This is a genomic window from Shewanella sp. ISS20 (genome assembly GCF_056522965.1).
The window spans coordinates 2,070,640-2,089,555 of sequence record NZ_JAWRZK010000001.1; the positions used below are offsets into that span (position 1 = coordinate 2,070,640).

Annotated in this window: 16 protein-coding genes; 5 read left to right on the plus strand and 11 right to left on the minus strand. The window is 45.6% G+C overall.

Annotation, left to right across the window (positions count from 1 at the left end):
- Positions 1-394 precede the first annotated feature (394 nt).
- Positions 395-589 (plus strand): hypothetical protein, encoded by a 195-nt coding sequence (locus AC1HDP_RS09650; protein ID WP_479638582.1) that lies wholly within the window; start codon positions 395-397, stop codon positions 587-589.
- Between the two features lie 73 nt (positions 590-662).
- On the opposite strand, the gene AC1HDP_RS09655 is transcribed toward AC1HDP_RS09650, so the two are convergent.
- The gene (locus tag AC1HDP_RS09655) at positions 663-2,444 is read right to left on the minus strand and encodes an ABCB family ABC transporter ATP-binding protein/permease (RefSeq protein ID WP_479638583.1); all 1,782 of its coding nucleotides are present in this window, start codon (positions 2,442-2,444) and stop codon (positions 663-665) included.
- A gap of 180 nt (positions 2,445-2,624) precedes the next feature.
- On the opposite strand from AC1HDP_RS09655, the gene AC1HDP_RS09660 reads away from it, so the two are divergent.
- Entirely contained in the window at positions 2,625-2,798 is a 174-nt protein-coding gene (locus AC1HDP_RS09660) for a hypothetical protein (protein ID WP_479638584.1), read from the plus strand.
- A gap of 41 nt (positions 2,799-2,839) precedes the next feature.
- Here AC1HDP_RS09660 and aroG read toward each other — a convergent pair whose 3' ends face one another.
- From aroG to AC1HDP_RS09685, 5 genes are all read right to left on the minus strand, one after another.
- The gene (aroG, locus tag AC1HDP_RS09665) at positions 2,840-3,904 is read right to left on the minus strand and encodes a 3-deoxy-7-phosphoheptulonate synthase AroG (RefSeq protein WP_479638585.1); all 1,065 of its coding nucleotides are present in this window, start codon (positions 3,902-3,904) and stop codon (positions 2,840-2,842) included.
- A 197-nt stretch (positions 3,905-4,101) separates the two neighbouring features.
- Positions 4,102-5,307 (minus strand): tetratricopeptide repeat protein, encoded by a 1,206-nt coding sequence (locus AC1HDP_RS09670; RefSeq protein WP_479638586.1) that lies wholly within the window; start codon positions 5,305-5,307, stop codon positions 4,102-4,104.
- A gap of 46 nt (positions 5,308-5,353) precedes the next feature.
- On the minus strand, positions 5,354-5,818 hold the full coding sequence (locus AC1HDP_RS09675; RefSeq protein ID WP_479638587.1) for a hypothetical protein: 465 nt from the start codon (positions 5,816-5,818) through the stop codon (positions 5,354-5,356).
- A gap of 121 nt (positions 5,819-5,939) precedes the next feature.
- The gene (locus tag AC1HDP_RS09680) at positions 5,940-7,190 is read right to left on the minus strand and encodes an ammonium transporter (protein ID WP_479638588.1); all 1,251 of its coding nucleotides are present in this window, start codon (positions 7,188-7,190) and stop codon (positions 5,940-5,942) included.
- Positions 7,191-7,201: 11 nt separating this feature from the next.
- Entirely contained in the window at positions 7,202-7,540 is a 339-nt protein-coding gene (locus tag AC1HDP_RS09685; protein ID WP_140933530.1) for a P-II family nitrogen regulator, read from the minus strand.
- Between the two features lie 208 nt (positions 7,541-7,748).
- Between AC1HDP_RS09685 and AC1HDP_RS09690 the strand changes: the two genes are divergently transcribed.
- On the plus strand, positions 7,749-8,291 hold the full coding sequence (locus tag AC1HDP_RS09690) for an isochorismatase family protein (protein WP_479638589.1): 543 nt from the start codon (positions 7,749-7,751) through the stop codon (positions 8,289-8,291).
- A gap of 69 nt (positions 8,292-8,360) precedes the next feature.
- Here the strand turns inward: AC1HDP_RS09690 and nrfA are convergent, their stop codons facing one another.
- Positions 8,361-9,758 (minus strand): ammonia-forming nitrite reductase cytochrome c552 subunit, encoded by a 1,398-nt coding sequence (nrfA, locus tag AC1HDP_RS09695; protein ID WP_479638590.1) that lies wholly within the window; start codon positions 9,756-9,758, stop codon positions 8,361-8,363.
- Between the two features lie 300 nt (positions 9,759-10,058).
- Here nrfA and narQ point away from each other — a divergent pair, with 300 nt between their 5' ends.
- Together narQ and AC1HDP_RS09705 are read left to right on the plus strand one after the other, a co-directional pair.
- Positions 10,059-11,750, plus strand: coding sequence for a nitrate/nitrite two-component system sensor histidine kinase NarQ (gene narQ / locus AC1HDP_RS09700; protein WP_479638591.1), 1,692 nt, complete (start codon positions 10,059-10,061; stop codon positions 11,748-11,750).
- Entirely contained in the window at positions 11,747-12,373 is a 627-nt protein-coding gene (locus AC1HDP_RS09705; RefSeq protein ID WP_479638592.1) for a response regulator, read from the plus strand. The genes narQ and AC1HDP_RS09705 overlap by 4 nt, the downstream gene beginning before the upstream one ends.
- A gap of 119 nt (positions 12,374-12,492) precedes the next feature.
- On the opposite strand, the gene AC1HDP_RS09710 is transcribed toward AC1HDP_RS09705, so the two are convergent.
- From AC1HDP_RS09710 to AC1HDP_RS09725, 4 genes are all read right to left on the minus strand, one after another.
- Positions 12,493-14,094: an AMP-binding protein gene (locus AC1HDP_RS09710; protein WP_479638593.1), complete on the minus strand. Its 1,602-nt coding sequence runs from the start codon at positions 14,092-14,094 to the stop codon at positions 12,493-12,495.
- A 502-nt stretch (positions 14,095-14,596) separates the two neighbouring features.
- Entirely contained in the window at positions 14,597-15,355 is a 759-nt protein-coding gene (locus AC1HDP_RS09715; protein WP_479638594.1) for a phosphoadenylyl-sulfate reductase, read from the minus strand.
- Positions 15,348-17,045: an assimilatory sulfite reductase (NADPH) hemoprotein subunit gene (gene cysI, locus AC1HDP_RS09720; RefSeq protein ID WP_479638595.1), complete on the minus strand. Its 1,698-nt coding sequence runs from the start codon at positions 17,043-17,045 to the stop codon at positions 15,348-15,350. The genes AC1HDP_RS09715 and cysI overlap by 8 nt, the downstream gene beginning before the upstream one ends.
- A gap of 17 nt (positions 17,046-17,062) precedes the next feature.
- Positions 17,063-18,856 (minus strand): assimilatory sulfite reductase (NADPH) flavoprotein subunit, encoded by a 1,794-nt coding sequence (locus tag AC1HDP_RS09725; RefSeq protein ID WP_479638596.1) that lies wholly within the window; start codon positions 18,854-18,856, stop codon positions 17,063-17,065.
- Between the last annotated feature and the right edge of the window lie 60 nt (positions 18,857-18,916).

Sequence of the window (18,916 nt, forward strand, 5' to 3'; positions counted from 1 at the left end):
ATAAGGCAAGAATGACTCTGCTAACAAGCGCATAATTTAAGCAGAAGACTAAAACTGACTCATTTGCTATCTAGCGGCTTTTTAATAAACGCATTTCACAGGCTCAGCTCGCAACTGCCGCCAACTACCCATAAATAAATACATTGCCGTCGCACACAAAAAACACGAATTCAACCAAGACAATCAACTATCGCAACCACGACAAACGCAAATTGCAACACGGTAAAAACACAAGTGAAACAATCAGAATTAATTATCACGTTAAGGCGTTTTTGATTTGTATTTGTACGGAAATGTTTATATCATCCCCAAAAAAGTGTGCACTTCATCACAACCAAAAGCACTTTTGCGAGCAAGATTAGATGAGCAAACCATTAATAAGCGCAGAGCCCTCATGAACATAGATCCAATGATATCTGTCAATAAAATCGCCAGCGTTAGCTGTAGAAATTGCAGTCGCCTCACTGAGCTTGAAGGTCAAATGCTGTGTTTTAGACAAGGGAAGATTTTTCATCTCACCCCAGTCAAAACCAATGCCAATGCGCTTATCTGTGATGGTTGGCAGCAAGGCACTATTAAGCACTCTTAGCAATTAACCCTTAGCGCTTAAATTTCAGTCTTTAGCATTCATCACTATAAAAAATAAGCGCCACAGGCAGCCATTAATCTTGATGCTGGTGCTGAATCGTCCACAGCCGCGCGTAATGCCCATTAAGCGCTAACAATTGTTGATGATGCCCTTGCTCAACTATCCGCCCATCATGCATCACTAAAATCCTATCAGCATCGACTATGGTCGATAACCTATGCGCCACCACTAAAGATGTACGCTTACGCGCTACCGCATTAATTGCCTGCAAAATCGCTTGCTCAGCGCCACTGTCTAATGACGATGTTGCCTCATCAAACACTAAAATCGGCGCCCCCTTTAAAATCGCCCGCGCGATAGCAACCCGCTGCTTCTCGCCGCCCGATAATTTCATGCCACGCTCACCGACCTTAGTCGCCATGCCTTGGGGAATACTATTGATAAAGTGAGTCAAGTACGCCATATCGGCGGCATCTTTGACCTCATCATCACTTGCGTCCGGTCTGCCATAACGTATGTTTTCTAAAATAGTGTCATTAAATAGCACGGTATCTTGCGGCACTATCGCCAATTGCTGCCTTAGACTGAGCTGACTTAATTCCCGAATATCCACACCACCGAGTAAAATTGCGCCGGCAGAAACATCATAAAAACGAAACAAGAGTTTAATCAGGGTTGACTTGCCTGCGCCCGAATCGCCAACCACGGCGACTTTAGTGCCTGGCGCTAATTCAAAACTGACTTCATCTAATAAGCGCTTATCACCATAGCTAAAATTTACACGATCAAACTTGAGGTGCGCCGCGCCAATGGTGGCGGTAATGGCATTCTCTTTATCGACAATTTTTGGCGTTAAGGCTAATAAACCAAACATGCGCTCAATATTGGCTAAAGCGCCGCGAATTTCGCGATACACAAAGCCTAAAAAGTTTAATGGTAAAAACAGTTGCAACATGAAGGCGTTCACTAGCACAAAATCACCAATGTTCATCTTGCCAAGGGTGACGGCTTTGGCCGCCATAAACATCATAATCGTCATAGCCGCAGCAATGATCAGCGCCTGGCCACCGTTTAACACTAACAGCGACAAGCGGTTATTTCTCTTAGCAATTTCCCACTGAGCTAGGGATTTATCGTATTGATTAGATTCATAGTGCTCGTTGTTAAAATACTTAACTGTTTCATAGTTGAGTAAGCTGTCTATGGCGCGAGTGTTGGTATTGGAATCAGCCACCGCGGCGTCGCGCACATAATCCGTGCGCCATTCTGTAACTACCACAGAAAAGACCCCGTAACCTGCCACAGCCAAGAGAATGACCAGCGCGAAATCAACGCCATATTTACTCCAGAAAATACCGATAACCACCACAATTTCAAACAAGGTTGGCACTATATTAAAAATCATAAAACGCAGTAAAAATGAGACGCCGCTAGTACCCCGCTCAATATCGCGCGACAAACCGCCGGTTTGCCTATCGAGATGAAAACTTAAATCCAGCTGATGCAAATGATCAAATACTTTGCGGCCAAGGCGCCGAATAGCGCGCTCGGTCACTCGCCCAAACAAGGTGTCACGGATTTCACCTATGATGACTGACATAAACCGCAGCGCGCCATAACTCAGCACTAAGGCCAGCGGCACCAGTAATAGACCTTGCTCAGGAGTGAGGCTTAAGGCATTCACTAAGTCTTTGAGCACAAAGGGCATGGCTATGGTGGCAAGTTTCGCCACCACTAAGCATGCCAACGCCAATAACACCCGACCTTTAAACTCTAATAAATATGGCCAAAGCAAACGTATTACCGACCAGTGTAATTTTTCTGGACGCGGATCTGTGGAAATCACCGAGCGCATAAGTATCCTTATCATAAAAGTTTAAAAATCGCGCAAACAAGGGAGCAGCAGAGGTTATTAACTCGTTTTTGATTTCACAATCACAGTTAATTTGATACGATTTACCTACCTAGCGCATACCAATTTGATACAAAAATAACGCTAGTGAGTGCAAACAACAAAATAGAGTGAAGGAAAGTTATGTTAGACACAGCAAAAATTATGTATCCACCACTACCTCTGATTAAAACGTGGATTTGGATGATGCTAGAATCAGGTAATCCTGAAATTGCAGATAAAGGACGCAACAATTTAATCGCTTCATTCGGCAGCCTCGCAGAAGCTAACCGCTATTTAAACGAGCAACAGCAGTAAACTCCCCAAGCATTTACCCTCAGGGAGTGAGGGGATGCTGATTACCCCCGCCCTGCGACTCGGCGAAATTGAATTCCATGAGCCAAGGATTTGATCACTTGTTCAGTTTCCTGCCAGCCGATACAAGCATCGGTAATACTCTGCCCATAGGTTAATTGAACAGGCGATTTAAGCTGCTGATTACCCGCGACTAAATTGCTTTCAATCATTACCCCTATAATGGCATCCTCACCTGCTGCCAACTGCGACACTATGTCATCAACCACCACTAATTGGCGCTTATAGTCTTTTTGACTATTAGCATGGCTGCAATCAATCATCACCTTAGGTGCTAATCCGGCTTCAATGAGTTCAGCTTTTACGCGGCTAACATCGGCGCGGCTGTAATTTGGCTCACGGCCACCACGCAAAATGATATGGCAATCAGGATTGCCCTTGGTGGAGACTATGGCGGAATGGCCAAACTTAGTCACAGACAAGAAGTGATGGGGCGCAGCAGCGGCGCCAATGGCATCTATGGCAATCTTAATCGTACCATCTGTGCCATTCTTAAAGCCCACAGGACAAGACAAGCCAGAGGCTAATTCGCGGTGAACTTGCGACTCAGTGGTGCGAGCGCCAATAGCGCCCCAACACATTAAATCGGCCACATATTGCGGAGTGATCATATCGAGATACTCACCCGCAGTGGGCATGCCACTGTCATTCAATTGCGCCAATAATTGGCGCGCGGCGCGCAGGCCATCATTGAGCTGAAAACTATTGTCGAGATAAGGATCGTTAATTAGCCCCTTCCACCCCACAGTGGTGCGCGGTTTTTCAAAATATACCCGCATCACAATGTTCAAATCATCTTGATAACGCTGTCTTAATGCCAGTAATTTTTGGCCATATTCTAGGGCAGCCTTGGGGTCGTGAATTGAACAAGGGCCTATGACCACCAGCAGACGATCATCATTACCGTTAAGAATTTCAGCAATGGCATGACGCGTGGAATACACAGTCGCAGATGCAGCTTCAGTGGCAGGAAATCGCTCGAGCACGGCAATCGGTGGCAGTAACTCTTTAACCTCATTGATGCGTACATCATCATTCTTAAAGTGCATGGCAAAACTCCGTTACGTGCAGCGACTAAACAACTATTGGCGCGCAGCAAATAACCACGCCAGTCTAGCAATCTAACCAGCAGCCACTAACATTGCAACCCAGATACCTGACATCAATAGTTTTTTTCATACCCCTTAGGCTTAATGCTTAGATTGCATATGACCAGAATTGGTCTACAAGTCAGTTGATTTAGTGCTCAATCAACATGAGTTAACGAGTCTAATTTATCGCGATAGCGCTGCCGCTCTTTATCGTTAAGGCTCAATTGCAACGCCCTTTGAAGATAGTTTTGTGCTTGCTGCACTTGCCCTTGGCGAAAGTAACTTTTAGCAAGACCATGATAAAACTCAGGACGATAATCAGCCTTGCCTAACGCTCTTTGGTACCAGTCTATCGCGCTATTGTAGTCGCCATCGCGATAGGCCTGCTCTGCCATATCAAAGTAATAAAAAGGGTTAGCAATTCTTGATAGCTCTATCTTTTGATGGATTTGCGCCCACTCATCGAGCCTGCCTTGAGATGACAATAATATCGCCAGATTATGCAGCAAGCTCATATCATCGGGTTCGAGTAAGCGACCATAGTGATAGGCAGTTTCCGCCTCTTTATCTAACCCTTGGTGGCGATAAATGAGTGCTAAGGTATTGATGGCAATAGCCAATGGGTCGTGAGTCAAACTGAGTTTAATCAAGCGGTAAGCCTTAGGCGCATCATTATTAATTAAGGCTTCGGCGGCTAAATTATTATAAAACAAGGCCAATACCGTATTTTCCTGCACTTGATAATCCCGGTATTGGCGCATTGTGGCCTCTGGTAAAAAGTCTAACTGAATATCATCACTAAAATTAAGCCGATTAACGTCTTGCGGCGCGCTAAGGCGAATATTGATATGGCCATTGAGTAAATAAAATTGACCTTGTCTATCCCAATGGGGGCTGACTTCCACCACTTGATAAGTCACCGGAATATCGAGCACTTTTGCCATGCTCGATGCCAGAACCACCAGTGACATACAATTCCCTTGGCGACTTGCAAAGGTTTGCTCGGCGGTTTGAGTCACATAGCCATAGTAAGAAAAACGCCCCTTGCTAGAATCAAGTTCAGAGGCTAACCATTGATACGCTTGAAAACGACTGCCCTTGCTAAGCTGCGCCTGACGCATGGCCTTAAGTAACGCTTGCTGCGCGGCCTCGCTTAAGGCAAACACTTGTTCTGGAGTTGGAATTGGGGTTTCAATCGCTGTTGCCGCAGAACTTGCATGAGAAGCATCTGGCGCCGCAACAATTAAGGCATCATCAATCAGTAACGTGCGCCACGATGGCACAATTGGCTCACTCGCGCATCCCACCAAAACGCCAACCATAAGCCAGTGAATTAACCATAAGCGCGTGAAGTATTGCATGACTCATTCCTCCATAGCCCTCTTTTGACTATAGAAGAAAACCCGCTTAAGGGGCGGTAACCTCAGGCGCTGGAATACCGATATAAAGCTCTTTGCCTTGATATTGATAAGGGCGATAAAATTGCTGACCGCATTGGTAATCCCTGTTGGCACTATTATGGCCGCTAGCTCTTGGCTCAGGTCGGCGCGGCGCGACTAACACGCAATTGATAGGTAAGGCCTGCAAAATTCTTAACTGCCGCTCAAAGGCAAGCGTCTGTTGCCACTGCTTTTCTTCTCGCAGGGCATTTCTTACGGCAAAGGCATCAAAAGACTCAGTCGCATCATGCACTACCACTTTGCCTGCATAGGCAGTGCTACTTGCCAGCGCTGCCATGGCCACTAACACAATAACCGCTAATACCAGCGCCGTTAACATGAATGCCGCTTGCCGCATCAATGCAGCAACACCAACCACTAACGGCTTATGCTTGGGCGCACTAAATTTACACTTAAGTGTACGGTTAAACATACCTTCCCTTGGCATAAGTTAACTCCTAACTGTTTATGGGGTAATCACTTATGACTCATCAAAAACAAGGCAACCATTAGGGTTGCCTTAGTGATAAAAGCCCTACTATTAACAGTTTAGCTTAATGGCTATTTTTTATAGAAACGAACTCAGGGTAAGCATCTACGCCGCAATCCGAGGCATCCATACCATGGTATTCCTCTTCTTCTGACACCCGAATGCCCATGGTTTGCTTTAACAGCCACCACACCAATAATGAGCTTGAAAACACCCAAGTAAAAATCACTAAGGCGCCCAGTAATTGCTTCACCACAGTGGCATCAGTATTAGATAAAGGCACTAACATTAAGCCTAAAAATCCTGCGACTCCATGCACTGAAATCGCACCCACGGGATCATCAATTTTAAATCTATCTAGCATCACGATAGAGAATACCACTACGCCGCCTGCGACTATGCCGATACATGCGGCTAGTAATATTGAAGGTGATAATGGATCGGCTGTAATCGCCACTAATCCTGCTAACGCGCCGTTTAAAATCATGGTGAGATCAGCTTTGCCCCAAATAAGCTTGCACACTATTAAGGCCGCAATCGAGCCAAAGGCAGCTGCTGAGTTAGTATTGACAAAAATCTTAGCCACAGCGCTGGCGTTACTGGCATCACTGATTGCCAGCTGCGAGCCACCATTAAAGCCAAACCAGCCCATCCATAGAATAAAGGTGCCTAAGGTGGCTAAAGGCAAGTTAGAACCAGGAATAGGATTTACCTGACCATTGGCGCCATATTTACCTTTACGAGCGCCCAGTAATAACACCCCAGCTAAAGCAGCAGATGCGCCAGCCATGTGCACTATGCCGCTGCCCGCAAAATCCACAAACCCCATGGCAGACACAAAGCCTTTACCCCAAGTCCAGTAACCTTCTACCGGGTAAATGACTGCTGTCATAAATACGCAAAATATTAAAAAGGCCCATAATTTCATGCGCTCAGCCACAGCGCCAGACACGATTGAGGTCGCCGTTGCCACAAATACCACTTGAAAGAAAAAATCCGATTCAAGCGCATGACCAAGCTCACCACTCTCTTCACCAATTAAGCTGCCAAAACTCGGTAACCAACCGCCCGCTTGGTTATCGACATACATAATGTTGTAACCCACCAGCAAGAAGGTGATACAAGCAATCGAATATAAACACAGGTTTTTAGTTAAAATTTCAGTGGTGTTTTTAGAGCGCACTAAGCCTGCTTCGAGCATGGCAAAACCGGCCGCCATCCACATGACTAACGCGCCCGATATCAATAAGTAAAAGGTATCTAATGCATATTTTACTTGGGTAAGGCTTAAGCCCAATTCGGTTAATTGTTCCATGGCCATTCCCCTTACAAAGCGTCGCAGTCGGTTTCACTGGTGCGGATACGGATCACTTGCTCAAGTGAGGTGACAAATATTTTGCCATCACCAATCTTGCCCGTGTGCGCCGCCGCTATGATGGCCTCAATTAAATGATCAACATTTTCAGTACGAGTGGCTATTTCAAGCTTCACCTTAGGCAGAAAATCCACTTGGTATTCGGCGCCGCGATAAAGCTCAGTATGTCCTTTCTGCCGACCAAATCCTTTAACTTCAGTCACTGTCATGCCTTCAATACCAAGGCTAGCAATGGCTTCGCGTACATCATCTAATTTGAAAGGTTTAATAATTGCAGTAACTAGCTTCATCGTTATCTCCACTATCATGGATTGATTGGTGATAACTATGCACTTCAAACCTTAGGCCAAGTATGCAACAGCATGTTTTATAATGAGTTAGTCATTTTTAGTCGGTAAATAGTGCCAACTTACGCACTAAATATGTGCATTTATTAAACACTTGCACCTATTTCGAGCAAGGTGCACACTCAGGTAAATTCATTGTGGGAGTAACACTATGTTGCAGTTAGATAAATGCGTATTGGTCTTAATCGATGTGCAAGGCAAATTGGCGCAAAGCGTGCGGCACTCCAAAGAGTTGCATCACAAATTACAACAGGCTATCAGTGCTTGGTCTGTGTTCGACCGCCCCTTATTATGGGTCGAACAACTACCCGATAAGCTTGGCCATACCAGTGAGGTGCTGCAGCCATTATTGAGCCACTATGCGCCTGTGATAGCCAAGCAGCATTTCAGCGCTATGGCCAATGCGGAATTTGTCGAGCGCTTACAGGCTAATGGTTGCAAGCAAGTCGTATTGGCTGGCATTGAAACCCATATTTGCGTCTATCAGACGTGTCGCGATTTAATTCATGCGGGGTTTGAAGTGTTTATCTTGGTTGATGCCATGTCATCGCGCAACAAACAAGATTATCAGGTCGGCATTCAAATGATGCAGGCCTTAGGTGCTAAGCTGCATACGGTTGAATCTATGGTGTTTGAGTTGCAGCATGAAGCCACAGGCGAGAGATTTAAGCAGCTACTTAAAATCATTAAGTAGTGGCTAAACGCTTTACATCAGGCAAAAAAACGCCCAGCACAGCTGGGCGTTTTACTTTATTAGTCAATATTATTTGTAAGTTGCTTCACGCGCTTTGGCTTCAGCATCCCACTTAGGCAGGATTTGTTGCTTGAACTGCTCTTTCTCAGCCTTCATCGCTTCCATATCCATCCCCAGAGCCGCTTGTGCATTGGCTTTGGTAGAAATGTCTGGCATAGCTACTGGTTGCTTCACGCCTTTAGTCGCTAAGAGTTGCGCTAACTTAACGCGAGCATCAGCCGCTTTATCTACTGCAGAGCCTAATACGCTTAAGGCTTCCTCAGGAGCGTGCGCTGCAACGCCGTGTGAGGCGATAGCATAATCCCAGCGCCACTGAGCGTGACGGATATCTTTAAGGATTGGCGCCATTTCAGCATCAGTCGCACCCGCTTTCCAAGCCGCAGCCGCTTCAAAGTGAGCTTGAACTAATTGCTTCTCAGCTTTCAGTTGTAACTCTTTAACTTTGGTTTGACGCTCTTTGGTTAGGTTTTCCATGAAGGCCTTGTCTTGAGTATGACAAGTACCACAGGTTTCCTCGAAGCGATCAAATGGGTTACCCACTTTATGGTCGGTAAACTTACGGCCATTTTCAGCAGTCACTTTTGGCATGTGACAAGCAGTACAGCTGACATTGTTTTTACCGTGAACGCCAGCTTTCCAAGTTTCATACTCTGGGTGCTGCGCTTTTAACATTGGCGCCTTAGATAAGGCGTGAGTCCAATCGCTAAATTCGATGGCATCGTAATAAGCTTCCATGTCAGCAACGGTAGTACCGTTATCCCATGGGAATTTAACAAAGCCTTTCTTATCGCCTTTCGCTTCGAAATAGTATTCAACGTGACACTGACCACACACCATAGATTGCTTATCAGCACGAGAGGCTTCTGCAAATGGGGTATTTAGAGCTTCAAGGCCGCGCTCAGCAAATGGACGAGCGACACGTAATTTTGGTGAGCCTTTTTCATGGCAATCGCTACAACCGATAGTATTAGCGATTTCAGCGCCGCCACTACCTAATTTACCTTTAAAATAACCGTCTTCACCTTGCTCTTCAATCATGCGCGGCACGTCTGGGCTCTTACAGCTCCAACAAGCCATCGGCATAGGGCCATCGGTATCTGTCATAGGTCCACCGATACGCAAAGAATTACGAACATCGGTAATGGCATAGACGTGACCACGAGCCTTGTTATAGTCTTTGGCAAAACCATAACCTGCCCATAAGATCACTAAATTAGGGTCTTGCGCCAGTGCATCTACAATTTCAACGCTTTCACTGGTCTGGTGCCAAGTTTCATATTGATTCTTGAACTTGTCTTTATAAACTTCATTACGCGGTTCAGTCTTATCGCTGGCCATGGCCCCTGCTGCCATGAAACAGCCGGCAACTACAGCGCTTAACGCAAATAATTTACCTTTGCTCATCATCTTCTCTCCCATCTTATTGTATTCCACCTTAAAGGTGTCTTCTAAAGGCAAAAATAGATGGATAACCAAACTAAAAATATACTCACAAGGGGGTATACTAAAAGAAGTATGCGCTAGATCAAAAAGCCAATGTGTCGCCGCTCACAATTTTCACAAACAGTTAACTTATTAAGTAATTACTAATATTTGAAGCGCGCATTTTTTGTACACTTTCATTTTCACCAGACTCGTGATCACTCAACTTGATGTAGCTCTAAAGTATGCATATCCTAGAGCCCTGTTTTCGTCATCTGACTTTTCATGAAACAACATAGTCTCACGTCCACCATTTTAAACTTGATGATGGTCTTCATTTTACTGTCGAGCGCTCTGGCCTGTTTCGCCTTAGTAAACTTAAGCTATAGCCTAGGTGATGCTAAAGCCATTAACGCTTCAGGCTCGTTAAGAATGCAAAGCTACCGCTTACTTTTTTTTGCCAATGCCGGCAGTGATAAACTGCAAGCCAATATCGATGAATTTGAGAAAACCTTACATTCAGAGGAATTACGGCAATTAATTGATTGGTCTTCTACCCAAGCCTTGGCAGACCAATACCATTTAGTTATCTCTAAATGGCAGCAAATGCGCCATTATGCAGCCAATGAGAATTCCAGAGCTTATAGCCAGTCGCTGCAAAACTTTGTGGCAAGCATAGATTTACTGGTGCGAGAAATGGAGCAGCACGCCGAATTTAAGCTCAAGCTCCTAGCCATTACCCAAGTGATTGGGCTCGGTATTATGTTGCTATTAACGTTACTCGCCGTGCGCTATACCCGTAAAAAAGTGGTGGGGCCGTTACAAGCCATGATGGATGCCGCTAACGCTATTTCTAAAGGTCAATTTAAGGCAGCTATGCCGCAATCTGATTTTATTGAACTGAGCTCACTAGGTGACGCACTATCGAGTACCGCCGATAAATTATACAAGTTATATCAAGGGCTTGAGCATCAAGTCACTGAAAAAACCATTGCCTTAAGTAAGGCCAATAATGAACTTAGTTTTCTATACGATACCTTATGGATTTTGCATACCCATAAGTTTGATTTTAATGCGATTAAGCAAGCTATTACTCAGTTGAAGACTCAGGAAGACTTTATTGGCGTGCAGCTAGTCATTTATGATGGCAAGCTGAACATTACCTTAGGGGATAGCAATCTGAGCTTATACGCTCAACGTCATGATTTCCCATTAGATTTTGAAGGGGTGCAACTTGGCAGCTTACATGCTTATTGCGAGCATGAACCCAATCAAGCCTTATTGACTAACTTTGCCTTGATGTTGGCTCGCACCTTAATCATTAAACAATTAGATGATAAACAGCAGCAACTGGCGTTATTAGAAGAGCGCGGCATTATCGCGCGCGAATTGCATGATTCTTTAGGCCAAGTCTTGGCCTTTTTGAAAATCCAAATTAGCCTCCTCAGTAAATCACTCAAAAAAGAAGTGCACAGCGATTTAATTGATAGCCAGCTGCAAGAAATCAATGATGGTATTAATACCGCTTATGGCCAATTACGCGAATTGCTATCAACCTTCAGGCTCACCATCAGCGACCCCAATTTAGGTAATGCAATTAATGCAGTCATTGAGCAATTGCAAAGCCAAACCACGGCAAAAATAACAGTGGATTATCAACTCACCACTCAGCAAATTAGCAGTAATCAGCATATCCATATCATTCAAATTACTCGCGAAGCTGTGCTAAATGCGATTAAGCATGCCAAGGCTGACAACATAACAGTGAGGGCTAACATGACTGAGGATGAGATCTACATCCAAATTGATGATGATGGCATAGGAATTGATCACGTTCGCGAGCGGGATCACCATTTTGGCCTTAGTATTATGCAAGAGCGCGCCGCAAAGTTAAGTGGTGTGGTAGAATTTCGGACTAACAATTCTGGCGGAACCTGCGTCAGTTTGCGCTTTCCCTCTCAGGAGTTTGCTTCATGAGTAAGCCTTATTCAGTCTTGGTGGTCGATGACCACCCCCTTTTACGTCGCGGTATTTGTCAGCTGATCGCCTCAGATGATGATTTCACCTTATTTGGTGAAGCGAGCGGTGGCTTGGAAGCCCTGAATCTTTTGCAAACCCAAGAGCCGGAAATTATCTTGCTCGACTTGAATATGAAAGGCATGACCGGCCTAGATACCCTTAACGCCCTGCGTCAAGAAGGTATTACTGCACGTATTGTCATCTTGACCGTCTCTGACGCCAAAGCGGATGTATTAAAGCTGCTACGCGCCGGCGCTGATGGCTATTTGCTGAAAGACACTGAGTCTGATTTACTGCTGGAACAACTCAAGCAAGCCATGCAAGGCCATAGGGTCATCAGTGAAGCGATTCGTGATTATCAATATGAACCACTGCAGCCAAGTGAAGAAGACTGGATTGCACAGCTTACGCCAAGAGAGTTGCAGATTTTGCAGGAACTTGCTGAAGGCCAGAGCAATCGCGATATTTCAGAAAGACTGCATATCAGCGAAGGCACGGTTAAAGTTCACGTTAAAAATTTACTGCGTAAAGCCAATGCTAAATCTCGCACTGAGATGGCAGTGCGCTACCTCAATAATTAGCCTGCGCGCTAATTATCAGTAATGGCTTAACTGCGTAAGAGTAACCAAGGTTGTTGCCTTGGTTACTCTTATTGAAATGCCAGCCAAACAATTGATTGTTTTTATTCAGTAAATTTAAGCTACTCACTTCGTAATTGACGCCGCAATACTTTGCCGACCGTACTTTTAGGTAATTGCTCAACAAAGTCGATGATTTTAGGCAATTTATAGGCGGTTAACTGCTGAGCGCAAAAGTCTTTAATCTCACTCTTTAACTCATCGCAAGCAGCCGTTTCTGGCGTTAAGACAATCACAGCGCGCACCGCTTCACCGCTTTTATCATCGCTAACCCCAACCACAGCACACTCAAGCACCTTGGGATGCGAAGATAAAATCCCTTCCACTTCATTAGGGTAAACATTAAAGCCCGATACGATAATAATGTCTTTTATGCGATCAACTATGGTGTGCATGCCATTAGCATCAGCAATGGCGATATCCCCAGTTCTAAAAAAACCATCGGCGGTCATAACATCTGCGGTTTCTTTAGGGCGCTGCCAATAGCCTTGCATCACTTGTGGCCCTTTGACGGCAAGCTCCCCCGCTTCCCCTAAAGCGACTTCAATACCCTCGCCATTAAGAATACGAACTTCGGTTCCAAGTACTGGCCGGCCAATAGTGCCAAGCACTTCTTTGCCTGGGCAATTGAGCGACACTACCGGGGATGTTTCAGATAAACCATAACCTTCACTAATCGAGCATCCCGTCGTGGCTTGCCACAGTTTGGCTGCAATTGGCGTTAATGCGGCGCCGCCAGAAATAGTGAGTTTAAGCTGGCTAAAATCTAAGCTTTTAAAGCTTGGGTGATGGCATAAACCGACGAACAAGGTATTGATGCCAGCAAAGCCAGTGAACCTGTATTTAGCCATAGTGGCAATTAATGCAGGAATATCGCGCGGATTAGGAATTAATACCGAGCAACCGCCTTGCTCAAAATACAGGACTAGATTCACCAAAAAGGCGTAGATATGATAAATCGGCAAAGGAGCAATAAAAATCTCTTCACCCGCAATAATGCGCCCGCCCAAGCGCGAATGACACTGCCAAGCATTAGCCAGCAAATTACCATGACTTAGTATGGCGCCTTTAGAGATACCCGTGGTTCCGCCGGTATATTGCAGCGCCGCGATATCACTGCTTTGACTATCCACAGCTTGATATTCCAGAGTGGCACCAATGGATAGCATCTTCAGCAATTCAATATTTTTAATCCCAGTTTTGGGCTGCACCTGTGGGCTAATCAAATCCAGTGCGTGCGTCGAAATGACATACTCAATTGCCGTGTTATTCACGACTTTAGCTAAGGTCGGCAACAAGTCCGACAACACCACTAAGGCCTTAGCCCCTGAGTCATTAAATTGATGAGTCAATTCACGCTCTGTGTATAAAGGATTAGTGTTGACTAAGATTAAGCCAGCTCGCAACGCGCCAAAGGCTGCAATCACAAACTGAGTGATATTGGGTAATTGAATGGCAATTCTGTCACCCGGTTTGAGCTTAGTGTTATGTTGCAGATAAGCCGCAAAATGTCGAGAGTCACGCTCAATATCACTGAAGGTGAAGGTTTTACCTAAGCAGGCAAACGCTGTGTGCTCGGCATAGCGTTGACATGATATTTCTATCATATCAACCAAAGACTTATATCGTTCTTGCACTAACTGATGGCAAATATCAAATTCCATAAGGCTATCCGAACCAAGGTGATTTTGAGTACAGCATAGGGGGATAATTAAGCAGAGGTCAATGAATTTTCAAGGGTTTCTCCCCGATTGACATACACGTCAGTCAATCGGGGAAATTAAGATTGACTGCGCCAGCAAGTCAACCAAGCTCCTTGCAGAGCAAGGGTGGTTTCTAAGCGCTGAAGTTTAAGGAGAAATCGCAACATCGTCAGGCAAATCAAATTAATTCGCAGCTTCCATCAGTTAACGTTATCTCACTGCAGTCATCCTTGACTGCCATCAGCGCATTTCAAAACCATCTACGGGAACTTCAAAGTCTACACACATAAAATAACATGTGCATAACCCTGTGGAAAAATGTGTACAAAAGTTGTACAAATTGCAATTAACTATCGGCAAACCTGTTAGTTTATGAAGTTAAAGCAAGATGATGACAATAATATGACAGGCTAAAACTTACCCACAAGTAGTACTTATGTGCCACTTGTGGATAATTCATCAGTTAAATATCGAAATGCAAACCACACTCACGGCCGAGGCCATTGAAACGAGTATCTTCCTCAGACATACCGGCGCTAAGGGGTTGGCTTGAATGCCAATCGCCAACTGACACATAGCCTTGTTCCCACAAAGGGTGATACGGTAAATCATGCAAAGTTAAATATTCATGCACTTGCTTATTGCTCCAATCAATCACAGGCAAACACTTAAAGCGCCCCGCTCGAATGGATAGCACGTCTAAATGACCACGGGTACTGGATTGAGTACGGCGTAAACCCGCGTACCAAGTTTGCACTTGATGTTCCTTTAAGGCGCGCTCCATAGGCTCCACCTTATTAAGGCGGTTATATTGAGTTAACCCCGCTTTGCCTTGCTGCCACAACTGACCAAAACGCGCTTCTTGCCACGCTGGTGATAACTCAGCGCGCACTACGTGCAAGTTAAGCTGAAGCCGAGCTTTTAAGGTATCGATAAAACGGTAAGTCTCAGCAAACAAATATCCGGTATCAGTCAGTAATACGGCAATATCAGGCTGAGTGCGGGTTAATAAATGCAGCATTAACGCCGATTGAATACCAAAGCTTGATGATAACGCCTGGGTTTGCGGCAAATACTGCTGCGCCCACGCAAGACGCGAACTCACGTCCATGCGCGCCAACTCTTGATTGATAACCGCCAAATGCTGCGCTTGTACTTCAGTCTCTTGACTAAGAAGCCAAGAGACTTGCTCGGGGTCGTGCCAATGAATGTGATTAACCATGAAAATCCCTCGCAGCATCAACAATGGCGCTCACGACTTGAGTGCGCACGCAGAAATCACCAAAGCCTTCGTTTGTTTCGGCATGGCTTCGATACGCAGCAAACAAATCATTTAAAGTCGCAAGTATTTGCGCTTCATCAATATTCTCTTGATGAAGCTTATTAAGGCGCGTGCCAGTAAAATTGGCGCCCAGATATAAGTTGTAACGCCCAGGGGCCTTGCCCACTAAGCCAATTTCAGCAGCAAATGGGCGCGCGCAACCATTAGGGCAACCTGTCATACGCACCACAATCGGCAATTGCCCTAAGCCATTGGCCAGTTGCAACTCATCAATCCTATCCATAAATTCTGGGAAATAGCGTTCAGCTTCTGCCATCGCCAGCGGGCAAGTTGGCAACGCCACGCACGAAATCGACCGCGCGCGGCTTAAACTCAACTCATCACGCCACAAGCCATGTACCCTAGCAAGCTGTTCAATCACAGCTTTATCTTTACGAGCCACCCCAGCAATGATGATGTTTTGATTCGCCGTCATTCTAAAATCGCCTTGATGAATAGTGGCGATGGCGCGCATACCTGTCATTAAGCGAGCGCTCGGGGTATCGATGATCCGCCCGCCTTCAATAAATAAAGTTAAGTGCCATTTATCATCAAGCCCTTGCACCCAACCATATCTGTCACCGCGATCGCCAATAATCACTTGGCGCGTGGGCGCAAAAGCTTTACCCGCGCGACGCTCAACTTCGGCCTTAAAGGCTTCAAAGCCATGTTTATCTATGGTGTATTTTAAGCGCGATAATTTTCTATCTTCCCGATTGCCCCAGTCGCGCTGCACTGTCATGACAGCTTTGGCAAAGTCGAGGGTATCTTCGGCGTTAATAAAACCAAAGTCAGACGCTAGCCTTGGGTAAGTGCGGTTATCGCCATGAGTGGTACCCATGCCGCCGCCCGCCACCAAGTTAAAGCCAATCAGCTTGTCGTTATCGGCAACCGCAATAAAACCCAAATCATTGGTATACACATCCACATCATTATCAGGCGGCACGGCTACGGCCATTTTAAATTTACGCGGTAAATAAGTGCTGCCATATACGGGTTCTACTGTCGTGTCTTCGCTCGATACTAGCATGTCTTGATCTAGCCAAATCTCAGCGTAAGCCTTGGTATGGGGCAGTAATTCATCGGATAAACGCTTAGCCCAGTAATAGGCTTGCTGATGCAAACTCGATTGCTGCGGATTAGGGTTACACATAACGTTGCGGTTAACATCGCCGCAAGCGGCAATCGAATCTAGGGCTTGTCTATCTAAGTCTTTAATTAAGGTTTTTAAATTACGTTTAGGAATACCATGGTACTGAAACGTCTGACGAGTCGTTAAACGTATGCTGCCAGATTCAGTAAGATCTGAGGCTATCTTATCCACGGCCAACCACTGCTCTGGGCTACAAATGCCACCAGCCACTCGGGCGCGCAGCATAAAGCTATATAAAGGTTCTAATTTCTGCGCCTTACGTTCTTGGCGTAAATCGCGGTCATCTTGCTGATAAAAGCCGTGAAACTTAATCAACTGTTGGTCGGCATCACTAAAGGCGCCGGTCAGTTGACTGGCCAAGCCTTGCTTAATTGTGCCGCGCAGATAGTCACTTTCAGCCTTTAGATATTCATTAATTGCTAATTTTTTCTCGCTCATCACAGACTTCCTTAACCTTAATAAACATCTTTTTGATAACGTTTTTGACTACGCAAATTATCAACATACTGCAACGCTTGCTCGCTCGATAATCCGCCGTGTTCTGCCACTAAGCTAAGTAAGGCTTGATGCACATCTTTGGCCATACGTTTTTCATCACCGCACACGTAAAAGTGCGCGCCCTCTTGTAACCATTGCCATACCTGCGCGCCTTGAGCTAACAATCTGTGTTGAACATAGACTTTCTCTGCCTGATCGCGCGAGAAGGCCACATCTAAGCGGGACAATACGCCAGATTTAAGGTATTGCTGCCATTCGATTTGATATAAAAAGTCTTGCTCAAAATGCGGATTACCAAAGAATAACCAGGCGCTGCCTTGCACTCCGCTGGCGGCGCGCTCTTGCAAGAAGGCTCTAAAAGGCGCTACTCCGGTTCCTGGCCCCACCATAATGATTTTGGTGTCAGGGTTTGGCGGCAAACGAAAGTTATGATTAGCTTCCACATAAATCTTAATGGCTTGATCGCCAGCGCTTTGGGCTAGAAAGTGCGAGGCGCCGCCAAATCTTGACTTACCGTCACGCTCATCTTGCACCACAGCCACAGTTAAATGCACTTCACTCCCGACTTCCAACTGGCTCGACGCTATGGAGTAAAGCCTTGGCGTCAGCGCGCGCAGGTTATCCACTAACGCCTGCGCGCTGATGGCGGCGGGAAACTCAGTCATAATGTCAGCAAGTTGATGAGTGGCTAAATAAGTGCGCAGCTGATTTTTATCATCACTTAATGCAGTTAAGGTTTTTGACTCACTTAACTGTGCCCACCAAGCAATAGTGGCAGGCGTAAGCTGGGTGAGTTCTTTCTGAGTTAACAAGGCTTGCTGCAAACTCACAGTGCTATCGCCCACTTGCACCAAAGCGCTGCCATCTAACTTGCCAAGCGCAACAATTTCAGACACTAATTCCAGATCATTACTAAACCACACGCCAAGGGCATCACCTGGCTGATAACTAATCTCAGACTCTCCTAAATCAATTTCAATATGGCGAATATCTTTGCTGGAATGTCGCCCGGTGATCTTCTGATTTAACAGTAATTGCCCTTGATAAGGCTGCGCCTTAGTAAATGCAGTCGCGCTTAGCGCTGAGGTTACGGCTACGCTCACAGCACTCGGCTTAGCGCCAGCTAATTCAGTTAATAAAGACAGTAATTGCTGCTGCCACTGATTAACCAGAGCTTGATAATCAACGTCGCAATCAAGCCTAGGCAGCATTGCGCTGGCACCTAGCTGTTGTAAACGCTCATCAAAGTCTTTACCTGTTTGGCAAAAGAATTCATAACTAGAATCACCAAGAGCTATCACCCCATAACGTAAGCCATCGAGTTTAGGCGCGCGGTTAGAGCCTAAAAACTGATGCAACTCAATGGCATCATCCGGCGCTTCGCCTTCACCATGAGTGCTCACTACAACAACTAACCACTGCTCATTTTTTAATTGCCGCACTGAATAGTCAGCCATAGACAATAAAGTGACCGCTATGCCTTGGGCTGCAATGACTTTGGCCATGTCTGTGGCTATGGCGCGGCTATTACCCGTTTGACTGCCGTACAGCAAGGTCAATTTAGCGGATGTAGCACTTGCGCCCGCGGCATAAGTTAAGGTGTCTACGCTTGCTTGCTGGCAACTGGCCGCAAGATAACCACTAAGCCAGGCTTGCTGTAATGGCGACAACTGAGTCGTCAACTGACTCACCAGTTGCTTTTGACTGTCGGATAATAAGGGCAACTCTTGATGATTAAGTGTTAACAGCATAAGCAGGCTCGTAACATGAATGATTGGCCTAGCTTAGCGACTCATTAAAAAAGCAAAAAG